The sequence below is a fragment of the Candidatus Poriferisocius sp. genome (assembly GCF_965219815.1).
Lineage (GTDB): Bacteria > Actinomycetota > Acidimicrobiia > Acidimicrobiales > Bin134 > Poriferisocius.
Map to the genome: position 1 here is coordinate 933670 of NZ_OZ244791.1, position 20047 is coordinate 953716.

Annotated in this window: 21 protein-coding genes and 1 tRNA gene; 12 read left to right on the forward strand and 10 right to left on the reverse strand. The window is 66.0% G+C overall.

Features of this window, described 5'->3' with window-relative positions; all coding sequences use genetic code 11:
* Positions 1-42 precede the first annotated feature (42 nt).
* The 6 genes from ACOQPI_RS04520 to ACOQPI_RS04545 all read left to right on the forward strand — a co-directional run bounded on the left by ACOQPI_RS04520 (position 43) and on the right by ACOQPI_RS04545 (position 4815).
* Entirely contained in the window at positions 43-1227 is a 1185-nt protein-coding gene (locus tag ACOQPI_RS04520) for a CoA transferase (RefSeq protein ID WP_420620984.1), read from the forward strand.
* 47 nt (positions 1228-1274) lie between these two features.
* Positions 1275-2000 carry a VIT1/CCC1 transporter family protein gene (locus tag ACOQPI_RS04525; protein WP_420618511.1) on the forward strand — a complete coding sequence of 242 codons (726 nt, stop codon included), beginning with the start codon at positions 1275-1277 and terminating at the stop codon, positions 1998-2000.
* Complete coding sequence (locus ACOQPI_RS04530; protein ID WP_420618512.1) at positions 1997-2857, forward strand: SDR family NAD(P)-dependent oxidoreductase; 861 nt, start codon at positions 1997-1999, stop codon at positions 2855-2857. The genes ACOQPI_RS04525 and ACOQPI_RS04530 overlap by 4 nt, the downstream gene beginning before the upstream one ends.
* 57 nt (positions 2858-2914) lie before the next feature.
* A complete protein-coding gene (locus ACOQPI_RS04535) occupies positions 2915-3829 on the forward strand; it encodes a class I SAM-dependent methyltransferase (RefSeq protein WP_420618513.1) in 915 nt (304 codons plus the stop codon).
* Between the two features lie 203 nt (positions 3830-4032).
* Positions 4033-4108, forward strand: a tRNA-Glu gene (locus ACOQPI_RS04540).
* A gap of 149 nt (positions 4109-4257) precedes the next feature.
* A complete protein-coding gene (locus ACOQPI_RS04545) occupies positions 4258-4815 on the forward strand; it encodes an ArsR family transcriptional regulator (protein ID WP_420618514.1) in 558 nt (185 codons plus the stop codon).
* 290 nt (positions 4816-5105) lie between these two features.
* On the opposite strand, the gene ACOQPI_RS04550 is transcribed toward ACOQPI_RS04545, so the two are convergent.
* Together ACOQPI_RS04550 and ACOQPI_RS04555 are read right to left on the reverse strand one after the other, a co-directional pair.
* The gene (locus ACOQPI_RS04550; protein ID WP_420618515.1) at positions 5106-6158 is read right to left on the reverse strand and encodes a nucleotidyl transferase AbiEii/AbiGii toxin family protein; all 1053 of its coding nucleotides are present in this window, start codon (positions 6156-6158) and stop codon (positions 5106-5108) included.
* A complete protein-coding gene (locus ACOQPI_RS04555; protein ID WP_420618516.1) occupies positions 6155-6778 on the reverse strand; it encodes a DUF6088 family protein in 624 nt (207 codons plus the stop codon). Before ACOQPI_RS04555 ends, ACOQPI_RS04550 begins: the two co-directional genes overlap by 4 nt.
* Before the next feature lie 360 nt (positions 6779-7138).
* Here ACOQPI_RS04555 and ACOQPI_RS04560 point away from each other — a divergent pair, with 360 nt between their 5' ends.
* Positions 7139-7912, forward strand: a complete 774-nt coding sequence (locus ACOQPI_RS04560) for an SDR family NAD(P)-dependent oxidoreductase (protein WP_420620985.1) — start codon at positions 7139-7141, stop codon at positions 7910-7912.
* Positions 7913-7963: 51 nt separating this feature from the next.
* On the opposite strand, the gene ACOQPI_RS04565 is transcribed toward ACOQPI_RS04560, so the two are convergent.
* Entirely contained in the window at positions 7964-8470 is a 507-nt protein-coding gene (locus ACOQPI_RS04565; RefSeq protein ID WP_420618517.1) for a hypothetical protein, read from the reverse strand.
* An 11-nt stretch (positions 8471-8481) separates the two neighbouring features.
* On the reverse strand, positions 8482-9219 hold the full coding sequence (locus tag ACOQPI_RS04570) for an MFS transporter (protein WP_420618518.1): 738 nt from the start codon (positions 9217-9219) through the stop codon (positions 8482-8484).
* Positions 9220-9258: 39 nt separating this feature from the next.
* Here ACOQPI_RS04570 and ACOQPI_RS04575 point away from each other — a divergent pair, with 39 nt between their 5' ends.
* On the forward strand, positions 9259-10035 hold the full coding sequence (locus ACOQPI_RS04575) for an SDR family NAD(P)-dependent oxidoreductase (RefSeq protein WP_420618519.1): 777 nt from the start codon (positions 9259-9261) through the stop codon (positions 10033-10035).
* Here the strand turns inward: ACOQPI_RS04575 and ACOQPI_RS04580 are convergent.
* A complete protein-coding gene (locus ACOQPI_RS04580; protein WP_420618520.1) occupies positions 10032-10748 on the reverse strand; it encodes a class I SAM-dependent methyltransferase in 717 nt (238 codons plus the stop codon). The two genes, ACOQPI_RS04575 and ACOQPI_RS04580, sit on opposite strands and share 4 nt — an antisense overlap.
* An 87-nt stretch (positions 10749-10835) precedes the next feature.
* Between ACOQPI_RS04580 and ACOQPI_RS04585 the strand changes: the two genes are divergently transcribed.
* Together ACOQPI_RS04585 and ACOQPI_RS04590 are read left to right on the forward strand one after the other, a co-directional pair.
* Entirely contained in the window at positions 10836-11651 is an 816-nt protein-coding gene (locus ACOQPI_RS04585; RefSeq protein WP_420618521.1) for an LLM class F420-dependent oxidoreductase, read from the forward strand.
* Between the two features lie 87 nt (positions 11652-11738).
* Positions 11739-12011 carry a hypothetical protein gene (locus tag ACOQPI_RS04590; protein WP_419927613.1) on the forward strand — a complete coding sequence of 91 codons (273 nt, stop codon included), beginning with the start codon at positions 11739-11741 and terminating at the stop codon, positions 12009-12011.
* Positions 12012-12060: 49 nt separating this feature from the next.
* Here ACOQPI_RS04590 and ACOQPI_RS04595 read toward each other — a convergent pair whose 3' ends face one another.
* Complete coding sequence (locus ACOQPI_RS04595) at positions 12061-13107, reverse strand: hypothetical protein (RefSeq protein ID WP_420618522.1); 1047 nt, start codon at positions 13105-13107, stop codon at positions 12061-12063.
* Between the two features lie 40 nt (positions 13108-13147).
* Positions 13148-13687 carry a UGSC family (seleno)protein gene (locus ACOQPI_RS04600; protein ID WP_420618523.1) on the reverse strand — a complete coding sequence of 180 codons (540 nt, stop codon included), beginning with the start codon at positions 13685-13687 and terminating at the stop codon, positions 13148-13150.
* 79 nt (positions 13688-13766) lie between these two features.
* On the opposite strand from ACOQPI_RS04600, the gene ACOQPI_RS04605 reads away from it, so the two are divergent.
* On the forward strand, positions 13767-14759 hold the full coding sequence (locus tag ACOQPI_RS04605) for a hypothetical protein (RefSeq protein WP_420618524.1): 993 nt from the start codon (positions 13767-13769) through the stop codon (positions 14757-14759).
* A gap of 45 nt (positions 14760-14804) precedes the next feature.
* Complete coding sequence (locus ACOQPI_RS04610) at positions 14805-16568, forward strand: ABC transporter substrate-binding protein (RefSeq protein WP_420618525.1); 1764 nt, start codon at positions 14805-14807, stop codon at positions 16566-16568.
* 14 nt (positions 16569-16582) lie between these two features.
* On the opposite strand, the gene ACOQPI_RS04615 is transcribed toward ACOQPI_RS04610, so the two are convergent.
* Genes ACOQPI_RS04615 through ACOQPI_RS04625 form a run of 3 tightly spaced genes read right to left on the reverse strand, consistent with a single transcriptional unit; the run spans position 16583 to position 20039 of the window.
* Positions 16583-17533 carry a transglutaminase family protein gene (locus ACOQPI_RS04615; RefSeq protein WP_420618526.1) on the reverse strand — a complete coding sequence of 317 codons (951 nt, stop codon included), beginning with the start codon at positions 17531-17533 and terminating at the stop codon, positions 16583-16585.
* A complete protein-coding gene (locus ACOQPI_RS04620) occupies positions 17530-18549 on the reverse strand; it encodes an alpha-E domain-containing protein (RefSeq protein ID WP_420618527.1) in 1020 nt (339 codons plus the stop codon). Before ACOQPI_RS04620 ends, ACOQPI_RS04615 begins: the two co-directional genes overlap by 4 nt.
* Positions 18549-20039: a circularly permuted type 2 ATP-grasp protein gene (locus tag ACOQPI_RS04625; protein WP_420618528.1), complete on the reverse strand. Its 1491-nt coding sequence runs from the start codon at positions 20037-20039 to the stop codon at positions 18549-18551. The genes ACOQPI_RS04620 and ACOQPI_RS04625 overlap by 1 nt, the downstream gene beginning before the upstream one ends.
* Positions 20040-20047: the final 8 nt, after the last annotated feature.

The window sequence follows — 20047 nt, forward strand, 5'->3', positions numbered from 1 at the left end:
AATCTTTTCCCGTCAGACTCAACAGGTACAAACTGCGTTGTGATGGATTCAACCTTGAGCGGACGCCATCCGGCGCTGGTTTGGGCCGAGTCGGGCTTGATGGGCCTGAGCGGACCCGAGCACGGGCCTCCAGCGGTGGCCTCTGGGCGCTGGGTGGAACGGCTCGACGGCGTGGTTAGCGACATTGCGGGGCTGTGCGGTCAGCCGCTGAGGAGCGACGCCGCCGGCTTTCTAGGAGAGCGGGCGGCACTGGTGGGCCGTGGTCGAAGGGGCTCTGTGTCAGTGGGGGGCGCATGTCACATGGTGGCGGCGGCCGACGGTGTGTTGGCAGTATCGCTGGCCCGCACCAGCGACACCGAAGCGGTTCCCGCCTGGCTGGAGATCGGCGATCTGGGCGGGAGCGATGTGTGGGCCGTCGTGGCCACGGAGGTGCGGGACAAGCCGGTGGCCGAACTGTTGGAGCGGGCCGAATGGCTGGGTTTGGCGGTAGGAGAGGCCACCCGGCCCCCGCCCCCGGCCGAGCCCTGTTTGTTCACTGGTGTCGGATCGGCGGATTCAGGCCGCAAGAAGGTGCTGGACGTGAGCTCGCTGTGGGCCGGGCCGCTGTGCGCGTCGCTGATGGGCGACTTCGGATTCGAGGTGGTCAAAGTAGAGGCGCCCGGCCGCCCCGACGGCGCCCGATATGGCTCGCCAGCGTTCTACGAGCGGATGAACCAGGGCAAGGAGGACACGGTCATCGACCTGGGGTCCGAGGACGGACGCCGCCGATTCTTGGATCTGTCCCGGGAATCGGCAGTAGTGGTGGACGGCTTGCGGCCGCGGGTTTGGGCCAACTGGGAGATCGACCGGCTAGACGTGGCCGAGCGTTGCGGGCTGGTGTGGGTATCGATCACCGGCTATGGCAACGACCGACCTGGATTCGGTGACGATGCCGCAGTGAGCGGGGGACTATGGCTGCCGGACCCGGCTGGCGGACTGCCGTGGTTCGTGGGTGACGCTGCCGCCGATCCGGTGGCTGGCTTGATCGCCTGTCGGGCCGCTGCCGAGACCCTGGCCGCAGGTCGGGCAGGATTGGTGGAAGTGGCGATGAGCCAAGCAGCGAGCTGGGTCCGGGCGGGAGACGACCTGACTGCGCCCGACGCCGAAGTCTTCCGCCGGGGCGAAAATTGGGTTGTGCAGGCCGACGGCGACCAGCAGGTGGTACTGGGCCCCCGCGGCCTGGTGTGACCTCGTTCTTCCGCCGAAGCATGGCAAATGGGCGGTAGGTTGAGGTTGTGTTTGCAAGAAAGCCCAGCGGCTCGGGGCATCTCGGTGAGGGGCACCACCGCAATGTGACCCGAGGCGGGTACCGGGCGGCGGTGTTCGGGGTGAGCGACGGCCTGGTGTCCAACGTGGCCCTGATCTTGGGTGTGGCCGGGGCCAGTTCGGGCCAAGAGCTGGTGCGAATTGCCGGTTTGGCGGGCCTCATTGCCGGAGCGGTGTCGATGGCTGCGGGTGAGTACATCTCGATGCAGGCTCAGCGAGAGCTGCTGGAGCGGGAGTTGGAGATGGAGCGGCGAGAGCACGCCCGCAACCCGGAGCACGAGGTGGAGGAGCTGGCCGAGATCTACGAATCCCGTGGGGTGGACCCGGACACGGCAAGAGAGATGGCGGCCAACATCATGGAGGACCCGGAGAAGGCACTGGAGGTCCACGCCCGGGAGGAGATGGGCATCGATCCCAACGAACTGGGCAACCCGGTGTTCGCGGCAACATCTTCGTTCGTTGCCTTCGCCATCGGCGCGGTGCTGCCGCTTTTGCCCTGGTTCTTCACCGGCGGCAACGGCGCCATCGTGGGGTCGATCCTGCTCGGGGTTGTGGGCGCGGTGCTGGTGGGCGGTGCGCTGGCCCTGGCCACCGACCGGTCGATTGTGCGGGGTTCGCTCCGCCAATTGGTCATTGCCGCTGCGGCGGCCGCTATCACATTTGGAATCGGATCCGCAGTGGGGGTGGGAGTATGACCGATTGGGAGTGGACGTTGGGCGGCCTTGAGAGCGATAAGCCTCCCATTTGGAGCGATGACAACGTGTTGGATCCGTCCAGCGTGCTGCTCACAAACAAGGTGGCCATCGTCACCGGAGGCGCTCGGGGGATTGGCGCGGCCACCGCGGTGGCGCTGGCCCGCTTCGGCGCCGATCTGGCCATCTGCGACCGGGAGGCCGACGATATGGCCCGCACCGCCGCCGCGGTGGAAGCACTAGGACGCCGCTGTGTGACCGGGCTGTTCGACGTCCGCCATCCCGAGCCCCGGGATGCCTGGCTGGCCGAAGTGGGCGAGGCCTATGGCCGGGTGGATGTGCTGGTGAACAACGCCGGTGGCACGTTCAACTCCCCGTTTGCCGACATCAGCCTCAAGGGCGAGGCCGCTCTCATCGCCGAGAACTTCACCCAGGTCACCGGATTCATCCGAGGCTGTATTCCGCTGATGAGCGACGGCGGGTCGATCATCAACGTCACCTCCATTGAGGCCCATCGGGCTGGTCCCGGCTTCTCCATCTACTCGGCTATGAAGGCGGCCCAGGCCAACCTCACCATGAGCCTGTCGTTGGAGCTGGCGCCGGCGGGCATCCGGGTCAACTGCATTGCCCCCGATGTGATCCCCACCGAGGGCGAGCGCATGCTCGGCGACGAGAGCACCGACGAGAGATCCCAGTTGGCCCCCCAGGCGTGGCTGGAGGGCGGCTCGGTTCACGACTGCGCCGCCGCAATCGTGTACTTGGCCGGGGACATGTCCCGATTCGTGACCGGCACCACCATCCACCTGGACGGAGGCAACATTGCCGCCGCCGGCTGGAAGCGCCGCACCACTGCCCGCTAGTCCACGTAGCCCAACCGCCTAGAGTTCCAGCCGGTACATCACCGCGAAGGAACTGACATGGACATCGACATTGAGCGGGTAACCGAGATAGCCGGCGAGGTGGCCACCCACATGGCCGGGGCCACCACCATGGCCATGGTCCACATCGGCGACGAGCTGGGTTTGTATCAAGCCATGGCGGGGGCGGGGCCGATGACTGCGGATGCCTTGGCCGAAGCCGTCGGCTGTCATCCTCGACTGGTCACCGAGTGGCTGCGCCAGCAGGCCGCGGTGCAGTTGGTGGAGATCGATGGCCAGGGCGATAACGACGTCACGTTCCAGTTGACCGACGAGGCCGCCGCGGTGCTGGCCTGGGAGGTGAGTCCCGCTTTCTTGGCCGGAGGCATCGGCATGTTCCGGGCGATGTTCGCCGACATGGACGACATCCTCAACGCCTTCCGGGGCGACGGCGGTTTGGCCTGGGGCGACCACCATCCCAGCCTGTTTACCTCCACCGCCCGATTCTTCCGGCCTCAGTACGAGATGTACCTGGCCAACGAATGGATCCCCGCCGCCGATGGCATCGACGAACTGCTCAAGGCCGGGGCTACCGCCGCCGATGTGGGCTGCGGCTGCGGCGACTCGGTTCAGATCCTGGCCTCGGCCTACCCCGAGTCGCACTTCACCGGATTCGACTTCCACGGCCCGTCCATCGACCAGGCAACCGAGCTGGCCGCCAACGCCGGGCTCCTCAACGCCTCCTTCGAAGTGGCCGACTCCAAGGGCTACCAGGGCACCTACGACGTGATCTTCTTCCTCGACTGCCTGCACGACATGGGCGACCCGGTGGGCATCGCCGCCCACGCCCGCAACCAGCTGGCCGAGGGCGGCTCGGTGCTCATGGTGGAGCCGTTCGCCCTCGACGGCCACGTCCGAAACCTGACCGAGAACCCCATGGCGGCCACGTCATACGGGGCCTCCGCGGTGTTTTGAATCCCGTGTTCTCTGGCCCAGCCGGTCGGTCTGGGAATGGGTGCGCAAGCTGGCGAAGCCGCCATGCGAGAGGTCTTCGCCGCCGCGGGCTACTCCAGCTTCGAGCGAGTCACCGAGTCCAACGCCAACATCATCTACCAAGCCCGCCCGTAGTTTTTCGGATCGCCCAAATCCCGTCCGAGCCGGTACACTGCGGCGTTCCTGCCCCGTTCGTCTAGAGGCCTAGGACGCCAGATTCTCAATCTGGTAACACGGGTTCGAATCCCGTACGGGGTGCCATCGCACGTCTTTGCTACCGGACCCTCCAGCGGCGTCTCGCGGGCACGTCTCTAGTCAACTTCCATTAAACGGGATATAGTTTCTAATTCATGGAAACTAGGTCGGCTCCGAGTCTGCTTCCCATCTTGAGATCGCGTCAGCAAGGTGAGGTGCTGACGTTTGTGCTGTGCGACCCGGACCGGGAAACCAGCATGAGCGAGCTGGCCCACCGTGTCGGGGTGCCGCTCAGTTCGGTGCACCGCGAAGTCGAGCGTGCAGAGGCGGCCGGGATCGTCACCAGCCGCCGATTGGGCAACACCAGGTTCGTGCGGGCGGACACCGACAGCCCTTACTACGACAGCCTGTGTGACCTATTGGTCAAAGCGTTCGGGCCGCCGCACGTGCTGGCCGAGACGCTGGAAGGTGTCGACGGTATCGAGGCTGCGTATGTGTTCGGGTCGTGGGCGGCGCGCTTGCACGGTGTCGCGGGCAAGCGGCCTGTCAATGACATTGACGTGCTGGTGTTGGGCGAACCCGACCGGGCAGAGCTCTACGAAGCACTCAGCGGGGTCGAGGGGCGTCTGGGGCGCCCTGTCAACGTCGTCATCCGAGACGCTGAGTGGCTGCGGGACGGGTCAGGCGGCTTCCACGCGACCGTCACCGAACGCCCAGTGGTCGCCATCGAGATCAAGAAGTCGCCCGGTAAGGACCCAGTCCCCCAGAGCTAATGAGATCCTGTGCCCCCGACACAGCATCGTCCGCAAGCCCGACCGCCCACTGAGCATCGCTGTCTGTCAACTCCGGCGATTCGAAGTCCGGGTATTGCGAGGCGTTTCGCATCTGGCGGAACTGCTCGAAGTTCGGCTTTGAGAACGCTGATATCTCATCGCCGAATTGGCTCGAGACCGCCTGACTCCCACAAACCGGGACCAACAAACAGGTGACCCATCACCTGGCCAAAAAACGGGGTCCGGTCACAGCCGCCAGCCCTAGCACCGACACGGCAACGTGTGTTGGTTCATGCTGAAGGACGCGAGCTGTGATTGATGGCGGTTTCCGCTTCCCTTAGTCGTTCGTTGATCCACTCGAATTCGGGAACATCGCCGAGGATCATGCTCTGCATGGCCGCATAGTCCCGTTCGATGGCCTCGCGCAGTCCGGGTTGCGGCACCAGTCTCACCGAACCGGGGGTGGCCTGTTCGAAGCGCTTCCATGCTTGTCTGAAAGCAACGATGTTGTGGCTGCGTACTGCATCAAGAAGGTCAAGGTCTGACAGGGCCGACGCGCCCGTCTCGGTCGCCGTGATCATTGCGGCGTCGTAGTAGTGGCGCGAGATCCGGTTCCTGTCCTCCGGCACACGCTCCTTGTCTCGGTATCCGCAGTGCGCGCCGTGCAGGATCAGCAGCTTTTCCCAGTAGGTCCGCTGCGGCGAGAGCACTCTCACGTTGGCCACGTCGAGAGAGGCATCGTTCAGTTCGTCATCTATGAACGCAGTGACGCCGCTGGACTGGTTGGGATCGATAGCCGATCTCGCGCCGGCCTCTATCTTCACGCTTGGCGCCACGTAGGCGGTGTCGCTGGCCGGGTACAGGGTGGGGTACTCAACCAACAGCGACTGCGGGTCGTCGGTGTCAGGGACGATGCGGCATCCTTCGCTGACCTCGCCGATCGCGTCAGCCACCGCAGTCCGCAAGTCCCCGAGAACGTAACTGCTGCACTCGTTGGTGAGCGTCTTGAAAAGCTCAGCTCGCTGCTTGTTCGACAGGTCGCCCGCCGCGGTCGGGTCTCGGTCTCCTCCGAAACCCAAATCGTGTCGGTACACGACGAGATCGATGTCTTCGGAGAACCGGTCGATCAGCCCGAACACCTTCGACAGCGACGTTCCGCCCTTGAAGAGCAGGCGAGGGTGGCCATTGGGCAGTCCGTTGAAGATCGCGTCAAGAACGACGCAGACCCAGAGATCCTTTTCCACATAGGTGGGCAGCGTGTCGAGACGGCCAGCGGCCGATTCGATTACGTCGCGCCGATCTTGCTCGGCGAGGGCGAGGAATGCTGCAAAGGCTGCGTTCACGCGGCGGCTTTCTGATCGGCCACGATGCTTAGCACGAGCGGCGCCGCCCAGCCGGGGACGTCGCTGATGTTCTGCTTGAGATCGTGCTTCACATCGTCGGGAAGGCTGCGCTTGAGCGTCGCGACGACCTGAGCATCTCGGGCGGCGTCGGGACCGAGCCAGTCCAGCGCCTGAACCACCGGTGCTGCTGGCCTGTCGGCCCACTGCATGATTCTGGGCTTGCCATGTCGGAACCGAACCGTTCTGCCGTCGATCTTCAGCGTCCTGGAGGCGCCGTCGGTGAGGTAGCTGGCCTTTGCCGGCACTGCATTTGTGAGGCCCAGCCGATTCGCGGCTACCAGCCCATCGGGCATGATCCGCACGCCGTCTCGTCTCGCCAACGCTGAGACGGCGGCGTCCATGTCGGCCGGCGCAGACCCGCCCAGCACGCTGCTGAACCTTGGCATGTCATACAGGCCATGCCCGATCCGGCGCAGCTTGCCGGCCTTGGTCAAGCGCGACAGTGCCTGGTCGACGGCCTCACGGCTCCCCAGGCCCAGAAAGTCCCCGGGGGTCCATACCCATGCCCCCGGTCCGCGCTCGGTTACCGTCTGCGTGATCTTGTCCGCCACAGATGCCACGGGTGCCCTCCCTTCGTGTGGTGCGATGAGCACAGTGTGTTGTCAGAAATATATCCGAAATTTCTGACAAAATCTATAGCTTATGCACGCAAGGGCGCTGGCACCTATGGAAGTCGACAAGGCGCTTGCCATTCTTAACAAATGGGGTTAATGAGCCTTGTTCGCGCGGGTACTGTGATCGCATTCTTCCCCGCCTGCCCAGGTTCCAGGGCATGGCGGGGCTACTTTTTTTGGCCCGAGACAGCTACCTAGCGAGGCCTCTAATCCAGCCTCACGGTGCTTAGGCCACCAGGGTGTTGTTGGCGCGAGACTGGCGCCGACCCGAAGACGACGCAGGAAACGGAGCAACCGATGGGCCGGATGGACGGAAGAGTCGCAGTGGTGACTGGGGCTAGTGGGGGGATTGGGATGGCCACGCTGCGGCGGCTGGCGGGAGAGGGGGCCGCGGTGGTGGGGGTCGACTTGGTGGACGAGGCGGGCGAGAAGTTGGTGGCCGAGTTGACCGAGGGCGGTGCCCGGGCGGTGTACCAGCGCTGCGACGTGGGTTCGCTGGACGAGGTGACCGCGGCGGTGGAGCGGGCGGTGTCGGAGTTCGGCCGTATCGACGTGCTGTTCAACAACGCCGCAACCAGCACCGGGGGCTACATCCCCGAGCTCGACCCTGAGGGCTGGGATGCCAGCCTGCGGGTGATGCTCACTGCCGCCATGTACGGAATGAAAGCTGCCATTCCCCACATGGCCGCCCAAGGCGGCGGCTCCATCATCAGCACTTCGTCGATCTACGGCGTGGTGGCCTCGCCGGGCAACGCCCCCTACTGCACGGCCAAGGCGGGACTCATCAACCTGACCCGCACCGCGGCGGTGGAATGGGGGCGCAAGAACATCCGGGTCAACGCCATCTGCCCTGGCGTCGTGGAGACGCCGATGTACGACGCGGTGCTGGGCATCGGCCTCAAGACCCACGAGGAGATCTCCGACATGCACGCATTGGGCCGGATCATCAAGCCCGAAGAGATCGCCGACTTGGTGCTGTTTCTGGCCTCAGACGAGTCCTCGGCCATCACCGGCCAGGCCATCGTGATCGACGGCGGCCTGCTGTCCGATTGCAATTTGACCGGAGTTCCACCGGCCTGACGGGGCGCGGGTCTGGAGGGCCTGCGATCTTGTGAATGAAGCCCTAGCTGATCAACCGGCTTCGACTCCTGTACGGGGTGCCATTGCTTGGGTTCGCTGGTGGTGGAGGGCGAAGAGTTGGCAGGCTAGGGCGGCGGTGCCGTAGGCGAGGTAGCCGACGCCGATGGGGGTGACCGAGCCGCTGATGGCCTGGTCGATGATGGCGGCGAGGCCGGCGCCGAGCATGGCCATGGTAAAGCCGAGGACGGCGGAGGCGGTGCCGGCCATCTCGCCCATGGGCTCAAGCGCCAGGCTCTGGCCCAAGGGGAAGAACGCCACCATGCAGGCGTTGGCCAGGCTGAAGATGGTGATCCAAAGAACAAAGTGCGGCCGGCCCCCGGCGGACAGGGCCAGGCCCAGCATGGTTCCCGCGGCGCAGATCTGTAGACAGCCCGCCCCGAGCGCCACCGAGCGAGCCCGGAATCGGTGCAGCGCCCGGTTGTTGAGCAGGGTCACCAGGCCCATGCCCGCCGCCATGATCGAGAAGTAGGGGACGAACCAGCGCTCCTGATCGAACACGTCGTCGAAGATCAGCTCGGAGCTGGCCAGGAACGAGAAGAAGGCCCGGCGCAGAACATGGTGGCCAGGGTGTAGCCCAGCGTCACCGGGTGGGTGGTTACCGACCGAAAGCCGGCCATGGTCGACCGAAAGGTCAGCGGTCGCCGGTGCTCGGGCTTCAGCGTCTCCTCCAATCGCATCGACCACGCCACGATCACCACGGCGGTGAACACGCTGAAGGCCATCACATACCGCCACGAGCCCAGCTCCACCAGGCCCTTGCCCAGCGGCGGCCCGGCCACCGGGGCCCAGAAGAACACCGCCATAACCAGGGTCATCACCCGGGCCATGGCGTCTCCGGAGTAGTAGTCGCGCACGATGGCCTGGGCGGCGGTGCGGGGGCCGGCCGCCGCGAAACCCCAGATGAAGCGGCTCACATAGAGCATGCCCAACGACACCGACAGGGTGGCCATGAGCGACGCCAGGCCGTACAGCACCATGCTCCCGATGAGGATCCTCTTTCGACCGAGAGCATCGGCCATCGGGCCGTAAACCAGGTTGCCGACGCCCGAGCCCACGAAGAACAGCGTGATGGTGAGCGACAATCCGGTGGAGTCCTCTGGCAGGTTGAACGCCTCCCGCATCTCCGAGAACGCAGGGAGCAGGGTGTCGATGGCCAGTGCCGACACGGCGCTGATCATGGCGATGAAGAGGATGAACTCCCGTTCGCCCAATCGGCGGCCGGTGTAGGTGGATGCGGGCGTGCTCACACCGGCCGACTTCTCATAACGGCGTAGCCTGTTCCCCCTATGACGGAGATGTCAAAGACGTTGGAGGGCAAGGTGGCGCTGGTCACCGGGGCGGCCCGAGGCCTTGGTGCGGAGATCGTGCGGCGCATGGTGGCGGCCGGGGCCCAGGTGACGGCTGCGGACAAGCGGGTGGACGACGGGGCCGCGGCGGCTTCTGAGGCCGGAGCGCAGTTCATCGAGCTTGACGTGACCGACGCCGAGCAATGGGCCTCTGCGGTGGACGCTGCCGCCGACGGCGGCCGCTTGGACATCTTGGTCAACAACGCGGCCATCACCCGGGTGGTGCCCATTTTGGACTGCGATCCCGCAGAGTTCCGCAAGGTGATCGACACCAATCTGGTGGGCACTTTCTTGGGCATCCAGGCTGCCGCGCCCACCATGGCGTCGAGCGGGGGAGGGTCGATCGTGAACCTGAGCTCGCCCAGCGCATTCGAGGGCACCGTGGGAATGCCGGCCTACTCAACGTCGAAGTGGGGCATCCGGGGACTCACTCGTACGGCGGCCCTGGAGCTGGCCGACTTGGGCATCCGGGTCAACGCCGTGGTGCCCGGTGCGCTGCGCACCGCTATGACCCGCCGACCAGGATGGGAAGACGAGGACTACGAGCGCCACTACGGCGCCACCGTGCCGCTGCGGCGCATGGCCGAACTCGGTGAGGTGGCCGACCTGGTGGTGTGGCTGGCCTCCGACCAAGCCTCTTACTGCACCGGAGGCGACTACGCCGCCGACGGCGGCCTGGGAGCAGGCTCGCCCCCGCCGATACCGGAGAGCAGCTAGTTCGAGTAGTCGGGGTTGAACTCGACCTGGCCGTCGACCAGGTGGAGCCAGGGATACAGCTCCGCGGGGCGGCGGGCGATGATCGCCAGTTGGTTGGACTGGCGCTTGAACAGGGCACGGAGCAAGCGCAAAGCAGGTTTGGCTAGTTGTCCGACCAGACGCCGGCGGTGGCCGGTGGCCACGGCGGTGGGCAGGCGCAGGCCGTAGCGGAACTCGATGCGGGGCTCGCCGGTGGGGTCGTAGGACCGCAGGGTCTTGACCACCTCGGCCTCGGTCCAGCGGTACACGTGGTTGGGCACGCTGGTGTTGTCCAGCCCGCCGGTGCGGAATCCCTGGTCGGTGACCGCGGCCAGCTCGTAGGCGTCGGCCATGCCCACCCGAACGGCCAGCCGCATCAGCGCGCTGTCGCGGGCCTCGATGGCCACGATCCCCTCCCGGCACACCCGGTACATCTCCCCCAGCGCCCGGTGGGGGGAGCGGCAGTGGTGCAGCCCCTCGGAGACGAACACCCAGTCGAATGAACGGTCCTCAAAAGTCAATGACTGGGCGTCCTGGTACGACCACCGGCCGTCGGGCACCAGCGGGGCGAACGCCTCGTCCAGGTTGGACACCACCACGTCGGTGAATCCCAGGGAAGACAACAGCTCCCAGTCGTCGGTACCCGCGCACACCGCCAGCAGCCGGGTGTCGGCATCGAGACCCAGGCTGTTCATGGTGGCGGAGGCGAATTTGCGGTCCAGGATCCCTCTCCTGTCTCAGGCGTGGTTAGCCATCGTACGGCGACTACTAGGTTGCTGAGGGTGAAGTTCGGGTTCCCCTTCATCTCGCTGCACCCAGGGGCATGGGTCGAGGTGGCCCAGGCCGCCGACGAGGCCGGGTTCGAGTCGTGCTGGATCGCCGACCATCTCGTGTTCCCCGTCGAGATGGAGGGCTCGCTGGGCGACGTCGAACATCCCAACGTGCCAGCCACTGTGCCGGTATACGACGCCCCGGCCTACCTCTCGTACCTGGCCAGCCAAACCTCCCGCATCAACCTGGGCGTGTACGTGTACCTGGCCGGGCTGCGCCACCCGTTCACCACTGCTCGGGGCTTCGCCACCTTGGACCACGTCAGCAAGGGACGGGCGCTGTTCGGCGTGGGGGCGGGATGGCTGCGCAACGAGTGGACTGCCGCGGGGATGGATCCCCGCACCCGGGGGCGCCGCCTCGACGAGGCCCTGGATGTGTGCGTGCGGCTCTGGACCGAGCCCGAGGTGGAGCACCACGGAGAGTTCTACGACTTCGAGCCGGTGGCGTTCGAGCCCAAGCCGGTACAGCAGCCCCATCCCCCGATCTTGGTGGGCGGGTTGTCGGACGCCGCCCTGCGCCGGGCCGCCCGCTACCAGGGGTGGATGGGCATGGGCGACTCCTTCGAGTCGGTGCGGGCCGCCGCCGACCGTCTGGCCGAACTGGGTGCCCCCGACATCGAGATCACGGCCCAAGGGCGGTGCGAAACGCTCGACGACTTGCGGCGCTGGGAGGACGCTGGGGCCCATCGCCTAGTGGTCACCCCGTGGGAGAGCACCAGCAAGGCAGTCGAATCGCTTCGGCGGTTCGCGGAGCGATTCATCGCCTGACCACCGCCGGTGGGAAATGTGTCAAAAACCCCAGGGGAGGGCGTACAATGGCATTTCTGCGCAAACAACGTCTGACTAGGGATTGCCATGGGTCGAGGATCAGAGAGCTTTCAAAAGCGACAGCGAGAAAAGAACAAGCGCGAGCGGGCTGCGGCCAAGCAGGCCCGCCGTCACGGCAAGCTTGAAGTCCCGTTTGAGGAGGAGGTCGAGGCCCCTTCTTCAAACGGAAAGTCCGAAGCCGAGCTGTACGAGGATTTCCGCCTGCTGAGCGAGAAATACCAGTCCGGGGGAATGGACGAGGAGACCTACGAGCAGCGCCGGGCCGAGATCTTCGAGCAGCTCGGCCTCGAGGTCCACTGACCCAAATCGGTTACCCCGCCGAATCAGCGGAAGCTGAAAGGGCGGAAGCTCAACCAGCAGCGATGAGCCGACTCGTGGGCATGCCCAGCATGCACGACAGCCCTGCCGACTGGAGTCCGCCCGCGCCGCCGGCCACCAGGATCACGAAGTAGTCGGGGGAGGGCACGATCGGCACCCGGTCGTTCTCGATGGCCACCCCCAGTTGCTCCAGCACGTCTCTGGTGGGTTGGCGCCTGTACGGAGGGTAGAAGTCCAGCGGCACGCGGGCTTCGGCGAAGAGATACTCCCGCAGCTCCTGCTTGGTGGGCATAAGGCTGGCCACCATCTCGGCGATGATCGGGCTCATCACCAGCACGGTCGGGAAGGGGTTGGGGGCGTCATGGCCCCCGCACGGCCCGCTGATGGCCAGGCCGTTGGTCACGTGGTGCAGCACCTGGTCGGGCTCGTGGTGCATGTCGGTGATGGGCCACATCCCGTTCACGGCCAGCACCGTCACCACATCCTCGTCGGCGTCGAACCCCATATCAGTGTGGTAGGACGGCCAGGGGGAGGCCTCCTCGTTCTCGGCCACACACAGCGAGGTGGCCTTGCCGGGCCAGCCCAGCGGGGCCTTGTCCACCTCGCCGGGGATGGCCCCGCCGATGTTCACCAAAGCGAGCCGGAGCGCCCTCCCCACGGTGGCGTTGGTGTGAGCCCCCGGCCCGAAGCACCCCGCGCCGAAGTTGAAGCTCAACCGATGGCGGATCGGACCGTTCACCACCAGCATCGGGCCCACCGGGTTGGTGGTGGTCTGCACCCCGTGGGCGTTCATCTGGGGGTCGCAGAAGGCGTCGATGGCGGCGATCAGCACGGGCATCGCCTCGGGGACGCACCCGGCCATCACTGCATTGACCGCGATCTTCTCCACCGTGGCCGGCGCGTTCAGCGGGGGCACGTCGCTCACCACATGGTCGGCCGACAGCCCGGAGGCGGCCACCGCGGCGGCCACTCGCTCGGGGGTGGGGGGAACCACCGGCAAACCGTCGGTCATGCCCCGTTCTCGCAGGTAAGCCTCTACCTCGTCGACTCCGCCGTCGACGTCAACCTGCTGAGTCATCTCGCCTTTGTCTGGCTGCCTGTGGCGGCGACCCGCGGGGTCATGCCACTAGCGCGTCCACGATGTCGTCGAGACGGGATGCGATGTCGGCTCTGATGTCATCCTCAGACCACTCGTCGTAGCCCGACGGCAACACGATCAACGGCTGATTGTCCACCCGCAAGCCCCGGGCGGTGGCCTCGGCCAGGCCTCGGAACTGCTCGGTCACCAGGCCGACCGCCGGAGTTCCCATGGCCTCCAGCGTGCTACTGGCGTGGATACACCACGCCGTGCATGAGCCTCAATTGCCCAAACCGCTGATCACCGCGTCGACTTCGGCGTGGAAGGCCTCCATCTCCTGCTGGTACTGCTCGGGGTCGGCACCGTGCATCGGGCCGCTGGCCCGAACCACCACTCCGGCCGCCCCAGCCCTATCCACCAACTGGCGGGACAGCTCGTCGGCCATGATCGCCATAGACCGCCACATGTCGTTGTCGATGATGCCCACCACCGCGCCGGCCAGCGAGTCCTTGCGGATGGCCAGCGGCTGGGCGGGCTCGTTCACCTCGCCGGTGGGCAACAAGATGGTGGTGGTTTCCATGGAAACTCCTCCCGGAAAACTCGGGACAACTCTGGCGAGCCCTTCCGGTCCACCCTACCCCGTGCCGTATTGTGTCGCGATGCGCACAACGACGCTGCCCCGGCCGCCGGTCATCATGGAACAGTCCCTGGAAGACCCTGATGTGCTGCTGGGCATATTGCAGCGGCAGTCTCCCCATCCGCTGACTCTGGCCGGCGCAGAATTCGTCGAGAGCCGAGCCGCCCTGCGGGCTGGCGCCCGCACCGGCGATGTCCCGCCGTTCGTCGATGTGGTGGACGGCGAGCCCCGGGTACCTCCGGTGTTCCGCACCACTTGGGGCGCCGAACACCAGGCCGTGGAGGGGGCCGACACCATCGTCGACAACCCCCGGTTCATCGAAGCCGCCCAAGAGCTCTACGGCGCCGAGGTGGTGCGGCCCTATTTCACCTACGTGAACATCAACGCCCCCAGCGGCCAATATGCCCGCCACACCGACATTCCCTCCTTTCGGGGGGTCGGCCGGAACGAGTACCCCACCTGGCTGCTCAATTGCATGATGCACTCGGGATGCTTCGACCGCTGGCGGGTGCGGATCGCCACCGCGGTGTGCTGGTACTACGAGGGCGTCGGCGGGGAGTTCACCTACTGGCCCGAGGGTTGGGACGGTGACCTGATGACGGTGGATCCCCCCTACAACTACGGCGTGATGGGAGACAACGACTACATGCCCCATCGGGTTGAGTCCATCGGCGCCGAGGCCGACTACGCCAAGTACGGATTCGACGCCACCATCGAGCTCACCCCCGATCGCCAGTGGATTATCGAAGAGCCCGGCCATGAGCCGGTGCACCATGCCTTCGACGAGGTGCGGGTGTCGCTGTCGTGGAAGGCCTTCGTGTTCGACGACGCCCACGAGGCCGAGGTGTACGACGAACACCTGGACGACCTCGACGAGCCCACGATGGTCGCTACTTTGGCCGAGGACTGCGCCCGGCGGGGCGTCGCCGTACCCGACGGCCCTGACGCTCTGTCTCGGCCTGAGTTCGGGGAGCGGATCAGAAACACTTATCTGTCGCCTGAACTACGATTCTGACCGTTTGTGACGTGAGGATCCTCGGTGTTCGCTAGTTCTCGGGACATGAGAAGCGCGGGTTGGCGGTGGCTTGTCGCTCTTTGTGCGCTTGCGCTGCTGGCATCGGCCTGCGGTGGTGACGACAGCACCGGCGACGGCGTCTCGCCCCCCGCAACATCGGCGCCGTCCCAAGACTTGGAAGACGGCCAAGACGAGGAGCGCGGCGACAGCCAACCCGTCGATCAAGAGAGCCGCGACGCCGACGAGGTGTCTCCTGAGCCCACAGCGGCCCCGACGCTGCCGGACGAGGAGCCACTCCCATCAGAGCCCGACGAGATCTATGGCGGCACGCTGGTGTTCGCCCTGGAGTCGGAAACCACGGGGGGATGGAACCCGATCACCACGTCGGCGGCGACGTCGGGGCACATCGTGCTGCGGCAGCTCTACGATCCCCTGGTTATCGAAGGCACCGATGGCCAGGCGATTCCGTTCTTGTTGGAGAGCTTCTCGTCCAACGACGACTACACCGAGTGGACGTTCACGCTGCGTCCGGGCATCACGTTCCACGATGGACTGCCGGTGAACTCGGCCGCCCTTATTCGCCATATGGAGGAGTTGGGGAATGCCACGTTGTCACGGCTGGCCATCGAAGAAGCCGAGATACAGAGCTTCGAGGCGATCGACGACTTGACCGTGAAGGTCACCCTGGGAAAGACGTTCGTCGACTTCCCCTTGGGCTTCACCAGCGCGGGGGGCTTTCTGGGGTCGCCGGCCATGTACGACCTCGGCACCGACAGTGCCCGCAACCCGATCGGCACGGGTCCGTTCATGCTGGAGGAGTGGGTTGAGCATGAAGTGACCCGTCTGGTGCGCAATCCGAACTACTGGCGCACCGATGCTGAGGGGCGGCAGCTTCCCTACCTTGACGCCATCGAGTTCCGCCCCTTCGAAGACGATGAGGCCCGGTACAACACCCTTCGGGCCGGCGATGTGGATGCCAGCGTCGACAACGGGGGAAGGAGGGTGCAGGAGTACAACGAGGGGTTCAAGACCTACTGGCAGGGCGGGCAGTACACGGCCACCACTTCGGTGTTGATGAACACCGCGAGACCACCGTTCGACAACCAGGAGATTCGCCAAGCACTGGCCCAGTGCACCGACCGGCAGACTCTCAATACCGTTCTTTGGGATGGGCAGCTTCCGGCCACCGGGCCGTTCTCTCCCGGTACGCCCGGCTATCTCGAGGATTCCGGATTTCCCGATTACGACCCTGATGCCGGTCGGGCTGTATTCGAGCGATTGGGCGCGCCCAGCTTTGAGATCACCACCACGATCACCACGCTGGACCTTCTGCAAGCCGAACTGCTCGTGCAGATGTGGGGTGAGTGCGGGCTGGATGTGAGCATCAACCAGATGCTCCAGACCGAGGCGGTTACCTCCGCGGTCTTCGGGAACTTCTCCACGTTTGTGGCGGTCAACCACAGCGGGTACAGCCTGGCCATGGAGCGGTTCTGGTGGCATAGCGGCTACAGCTATCCACTACCGGTTCCGGCCATCAACTTCGGACGCGTCGCCGACCCTCGGATCGACGCGGCGCTCGATGAGGCCATAACCACCGACGACGAGGAGCGACAGCGAGAGCTTGCCGAGGAGATTAATCGGGCGTTTGCCGACGGCGTCTACAACATCTGGCTCTACCACTCGCGGTGGCTGATCGCCGCCCAAGACCACGTGAACGGCATAGACAACCTCACGATCCCCGGCGGGGGAGAACACCCCAAGGTGTTCCTAGGGCGGGTGTTCTTGGCTGAGACTTGGCTCGACCGCTGACGCTCCCTCTCCTCTTACTGCTGTTGTTGCTGGTGTTGTTGTCGGGTGCGGGGGGCTTGCACGGTCCGCAGGAGCGAGGGCTGCATCGGCGTGGACGGTGGGCGGGCCGGGTCCATGCGGCGGATTTCCACTGACGCATCCACCGTTGGCGTGCCCGGGCCGGAGTAGACGCCCCGAAGGGGAGGTACATCGTCGTAGTCGCGGCCGTGGCCGATCTTGACGTGCTGGCGGCCCACGATGAGGCCGTTGGTGGGGTCGAGCGGCAGCCAGCCCAGCCCGGGGATGGCCGCTTCGAACCAGGCGTGGGTCTGCACTCTCACCAGATCGCCGTCGATGCTGCCGGTGCGGTCGTCGCTGGAGAACAGGTAGCCCGAAACATAGCGGGCCGGGATTCCGATGCTCCGGCACAGGGCCACGGCCAAGTGGGCGTAATCCTGGCAAACGCCGGCTCCCTTGGCCGCGATATCGGCAATGGGCTCGCCGATCTCGGTGGCACCGGGCTCATAGGAGAGCTTGTCGCCCACGAACTTATGGATCTCCATCGCCACGCCCGCCACATCCTGGCCGTTGGCCTCAGCCAGGCTGCGGGCGGCCTGGGCTAGGTCGTCGTTCCAGTCGGTGTGGGGGCTGCGCTTGAGGAACTCTTCGTGTTCGTCTCGAAATTCCGCTTCCTTCAGCGTCTCCAATGGCGGGCCGGTGGAGACTGGCGGCGGGTCTTGGGTCTCGACCGAGGCCTCCGCGGTGACCTCGAGCGCGTTGTGGGTATCGGTGACGCCGAAGTGGTCTACCCGAGTGCCCCAGTAGTCGGTGAACGACAGCATCCTGGCCGACGGCTCCACAATCACCCGGTAGCTCAGAAGCTGCTGGCGCTCATCGGACACCGGACAGGCTCGCATCTCGTTCTGGGACTCCCGCACCGGAGCGTCGAACGCGAATCGAGTGCGGTAGGAGATGTCCAGCCTCACGACGACACTCCCGGTGTGATGGCCTGGCTGTGGAGATCGAAGGCCTCGGCGTTGCGGAAGAAGTGGCCGCTCACCAGATCGGCCACGTTCCGCACTCCGGCTTCGAGGGCGGATAGATGACTGGGCAGGTCGGCCACCATGGTGTCGAAGTCGGTGTATTCCAGCTCGGAGCGGAGCTGCCCCAGACGTTGGAGGGGCGGTGGCCGGCCGTTGGAGGCCAGTGCTTCCACCTGGGTCTCGCTCAATCGCAGGCAATAGAGCACCGACCGGGGGAATGAATCGTTCACCATGAGGAACCGGGCCACATCGGAGCCCAGCGGGGACGACTGGCTGGCCCGCTGGTAGGCCTCCAGGGCCGACACCGACCGGAGGGTGAGGGCCATCTCGTCGTAAGACGATCCGTCGTGCTCGGGGTAGCGGACGCTGATCAGGCGGCAGGTCATCAGTGCCCGCTCCAGCATCTGGCCCAGCACCAGGAACCGGTAGCCCTCGCCCTGGGCCATCGACGAGCTGATGACGCCGGTGAGCGACTGGCAGCTCACCCGGATGAAGTCGAGGGTTTGGAACGGGTCTTGCTCCATGGCCGCGGGAAAGTCCTCCTGTCGGAGCCGCAGGTGGAATTCGTTGATCTGCTCCCACAGCTCCGATGGGATCTGGTCTCGCAGGGATCGGAAGTTCTCCCTGGTGCGGCCGATGCAAAACGCCACCGACCCGGCCATGGTGGGGGCCACCACCAATCGGGTGGCGGCAGCCTGCACATCGATGCCCAGCCCGGCCTCGCTCCGCAGCATCGGCGGGGACGGCGTCAGGCGCTCAGCCATGGTTTCCACGTCTTCGGCGGGGGCGGGCACTTCCAGTCGCAGGGTGCTGATCAGGTTCTGCATCCGGTCGATGGCCTGGGCCGGGGGCTCGGCCACCGTGCTGAGCAGGGTGGCCCGCACCATACGGGCGGTGTCCTCGGCGCGCTCCAAGTAGCGGCCGGCCCAGAACATGTCCTCAGCGTGGCGGGCCAGCATCAGCTTTGCGCCTCCGCTCCGCTCTGGTCGGGGTTGCCCAGCACTTCCGGGTCGTTGTGGTCGGGGCTGCCCAGCACCCACGTGTCTTTGGAGCCGCCGCCCTGGGAGCTGTTGACGATGAGCGATCCCTCCCGCAGGGCTACTCGGGTGAGCCCGCCGGGGATCACCTCCACCTGCTCGCCGCTCAACACGAATGGGCGCAGGTCGATGTGGCGGGGGGCGAAGTGATCGCTGGCCCACGCCGGAAGCCGGGACAGGTTCACCACCTCTTGGGCGATCCAATTGCGAGGGTCGTCGAGGATCTTCTGGCGGGCCTCGGCCAGCTCGGCGTCGGTGGCCTTGGGGCCGATCACGATGCCGTATCCCCCCGACTCGGCCACTGGCTTCACCACGAGCTGGTCGATCCGCTCCAGCACCTCGGCCCGCTGGTCTTCCTCCCACAGCAGGTAGGTGTCGGCGTTGGGGATGATCGTCTCCTCGCCCAGGTAGTAGCGGATCATGTCGGGCACGTAGGCGTATACCGCCTTGTCGTCGCCCACCCCGTTGCCCACCGAGTTGGCAATCGACACCGTGCCGGCCCGGGCGGCGGCCATCAGGCCGGGCACCCCCAGGGTGGACTGGGGGTTGAACACCACCGGATCCAAGAAGGCGTCGTCGATGCGGCGGTAGATCACGTCCACCCGCTCCAGGCCCCGGGTGGTGCGCATGGCCACGACATGGTCGTCCACCACCAGATCGCGCCCCTCCACCAGCTCCACCCCCATGCTGCGGGCCAGAAAGGCGTGCTCGAAGTAGGCCGAGTTGAAGATGCCGGGAGTGAGCACCGCCACGGTGGGGTCGTCCCCGCAGGCCGGCGGGGCGATGGACCGCAGGGCCCGCAGCAGCGAGCGCCCGTAGTGGTCTACCGAGCGAACCGCCAGATCGGAGAAGGCGGCGGGGAGCAGCTTGGTCATGGCGGCGCGGTTCTCGATCACATAGGAGATGCCGCTGGGGTTGCGCAGGTTGTCTTCCAGCACCCGGTAGGCGCCGTCGCCGTCGCGCACCAAGTCGATGCCGGCCACCAGGCAGCGAGCCCCCATGGGCACCGCCACGTTCATGGCCTCCCGCTCGAAGCCGGTACACGAGGTGATGAGCCGGCGGGGCACGATGCCGTCGTGGACGATGGCCTGCTCGCCGGCGTAGATGTCGTCGAGGAAGCGATTCAGGGCGGTGACCCGCTGGATCAGCCCCCGCTCCAGCAAGGCCCACTCCTCGGCGTCGATCACCCGGGGGAACAGGTCCATGGGCCATGTGCGCTCGGTGCCCTCGTCGCCCCCGTACACCGTGAAGGTGATCCCCTGGCGGCGGAAAGACTCGTTGCGCTGCTCCTCCAGCGCCTTCACCTGCTCCAACGTCAACCGGTCGAACCACTCCTGCACCGGCCGATAATGATCCCGAGTCCGCCCCTCCTCATCGACAGCCTCATCGAAGAAGCGGGGGGCGGCGGACATGGCCGCAT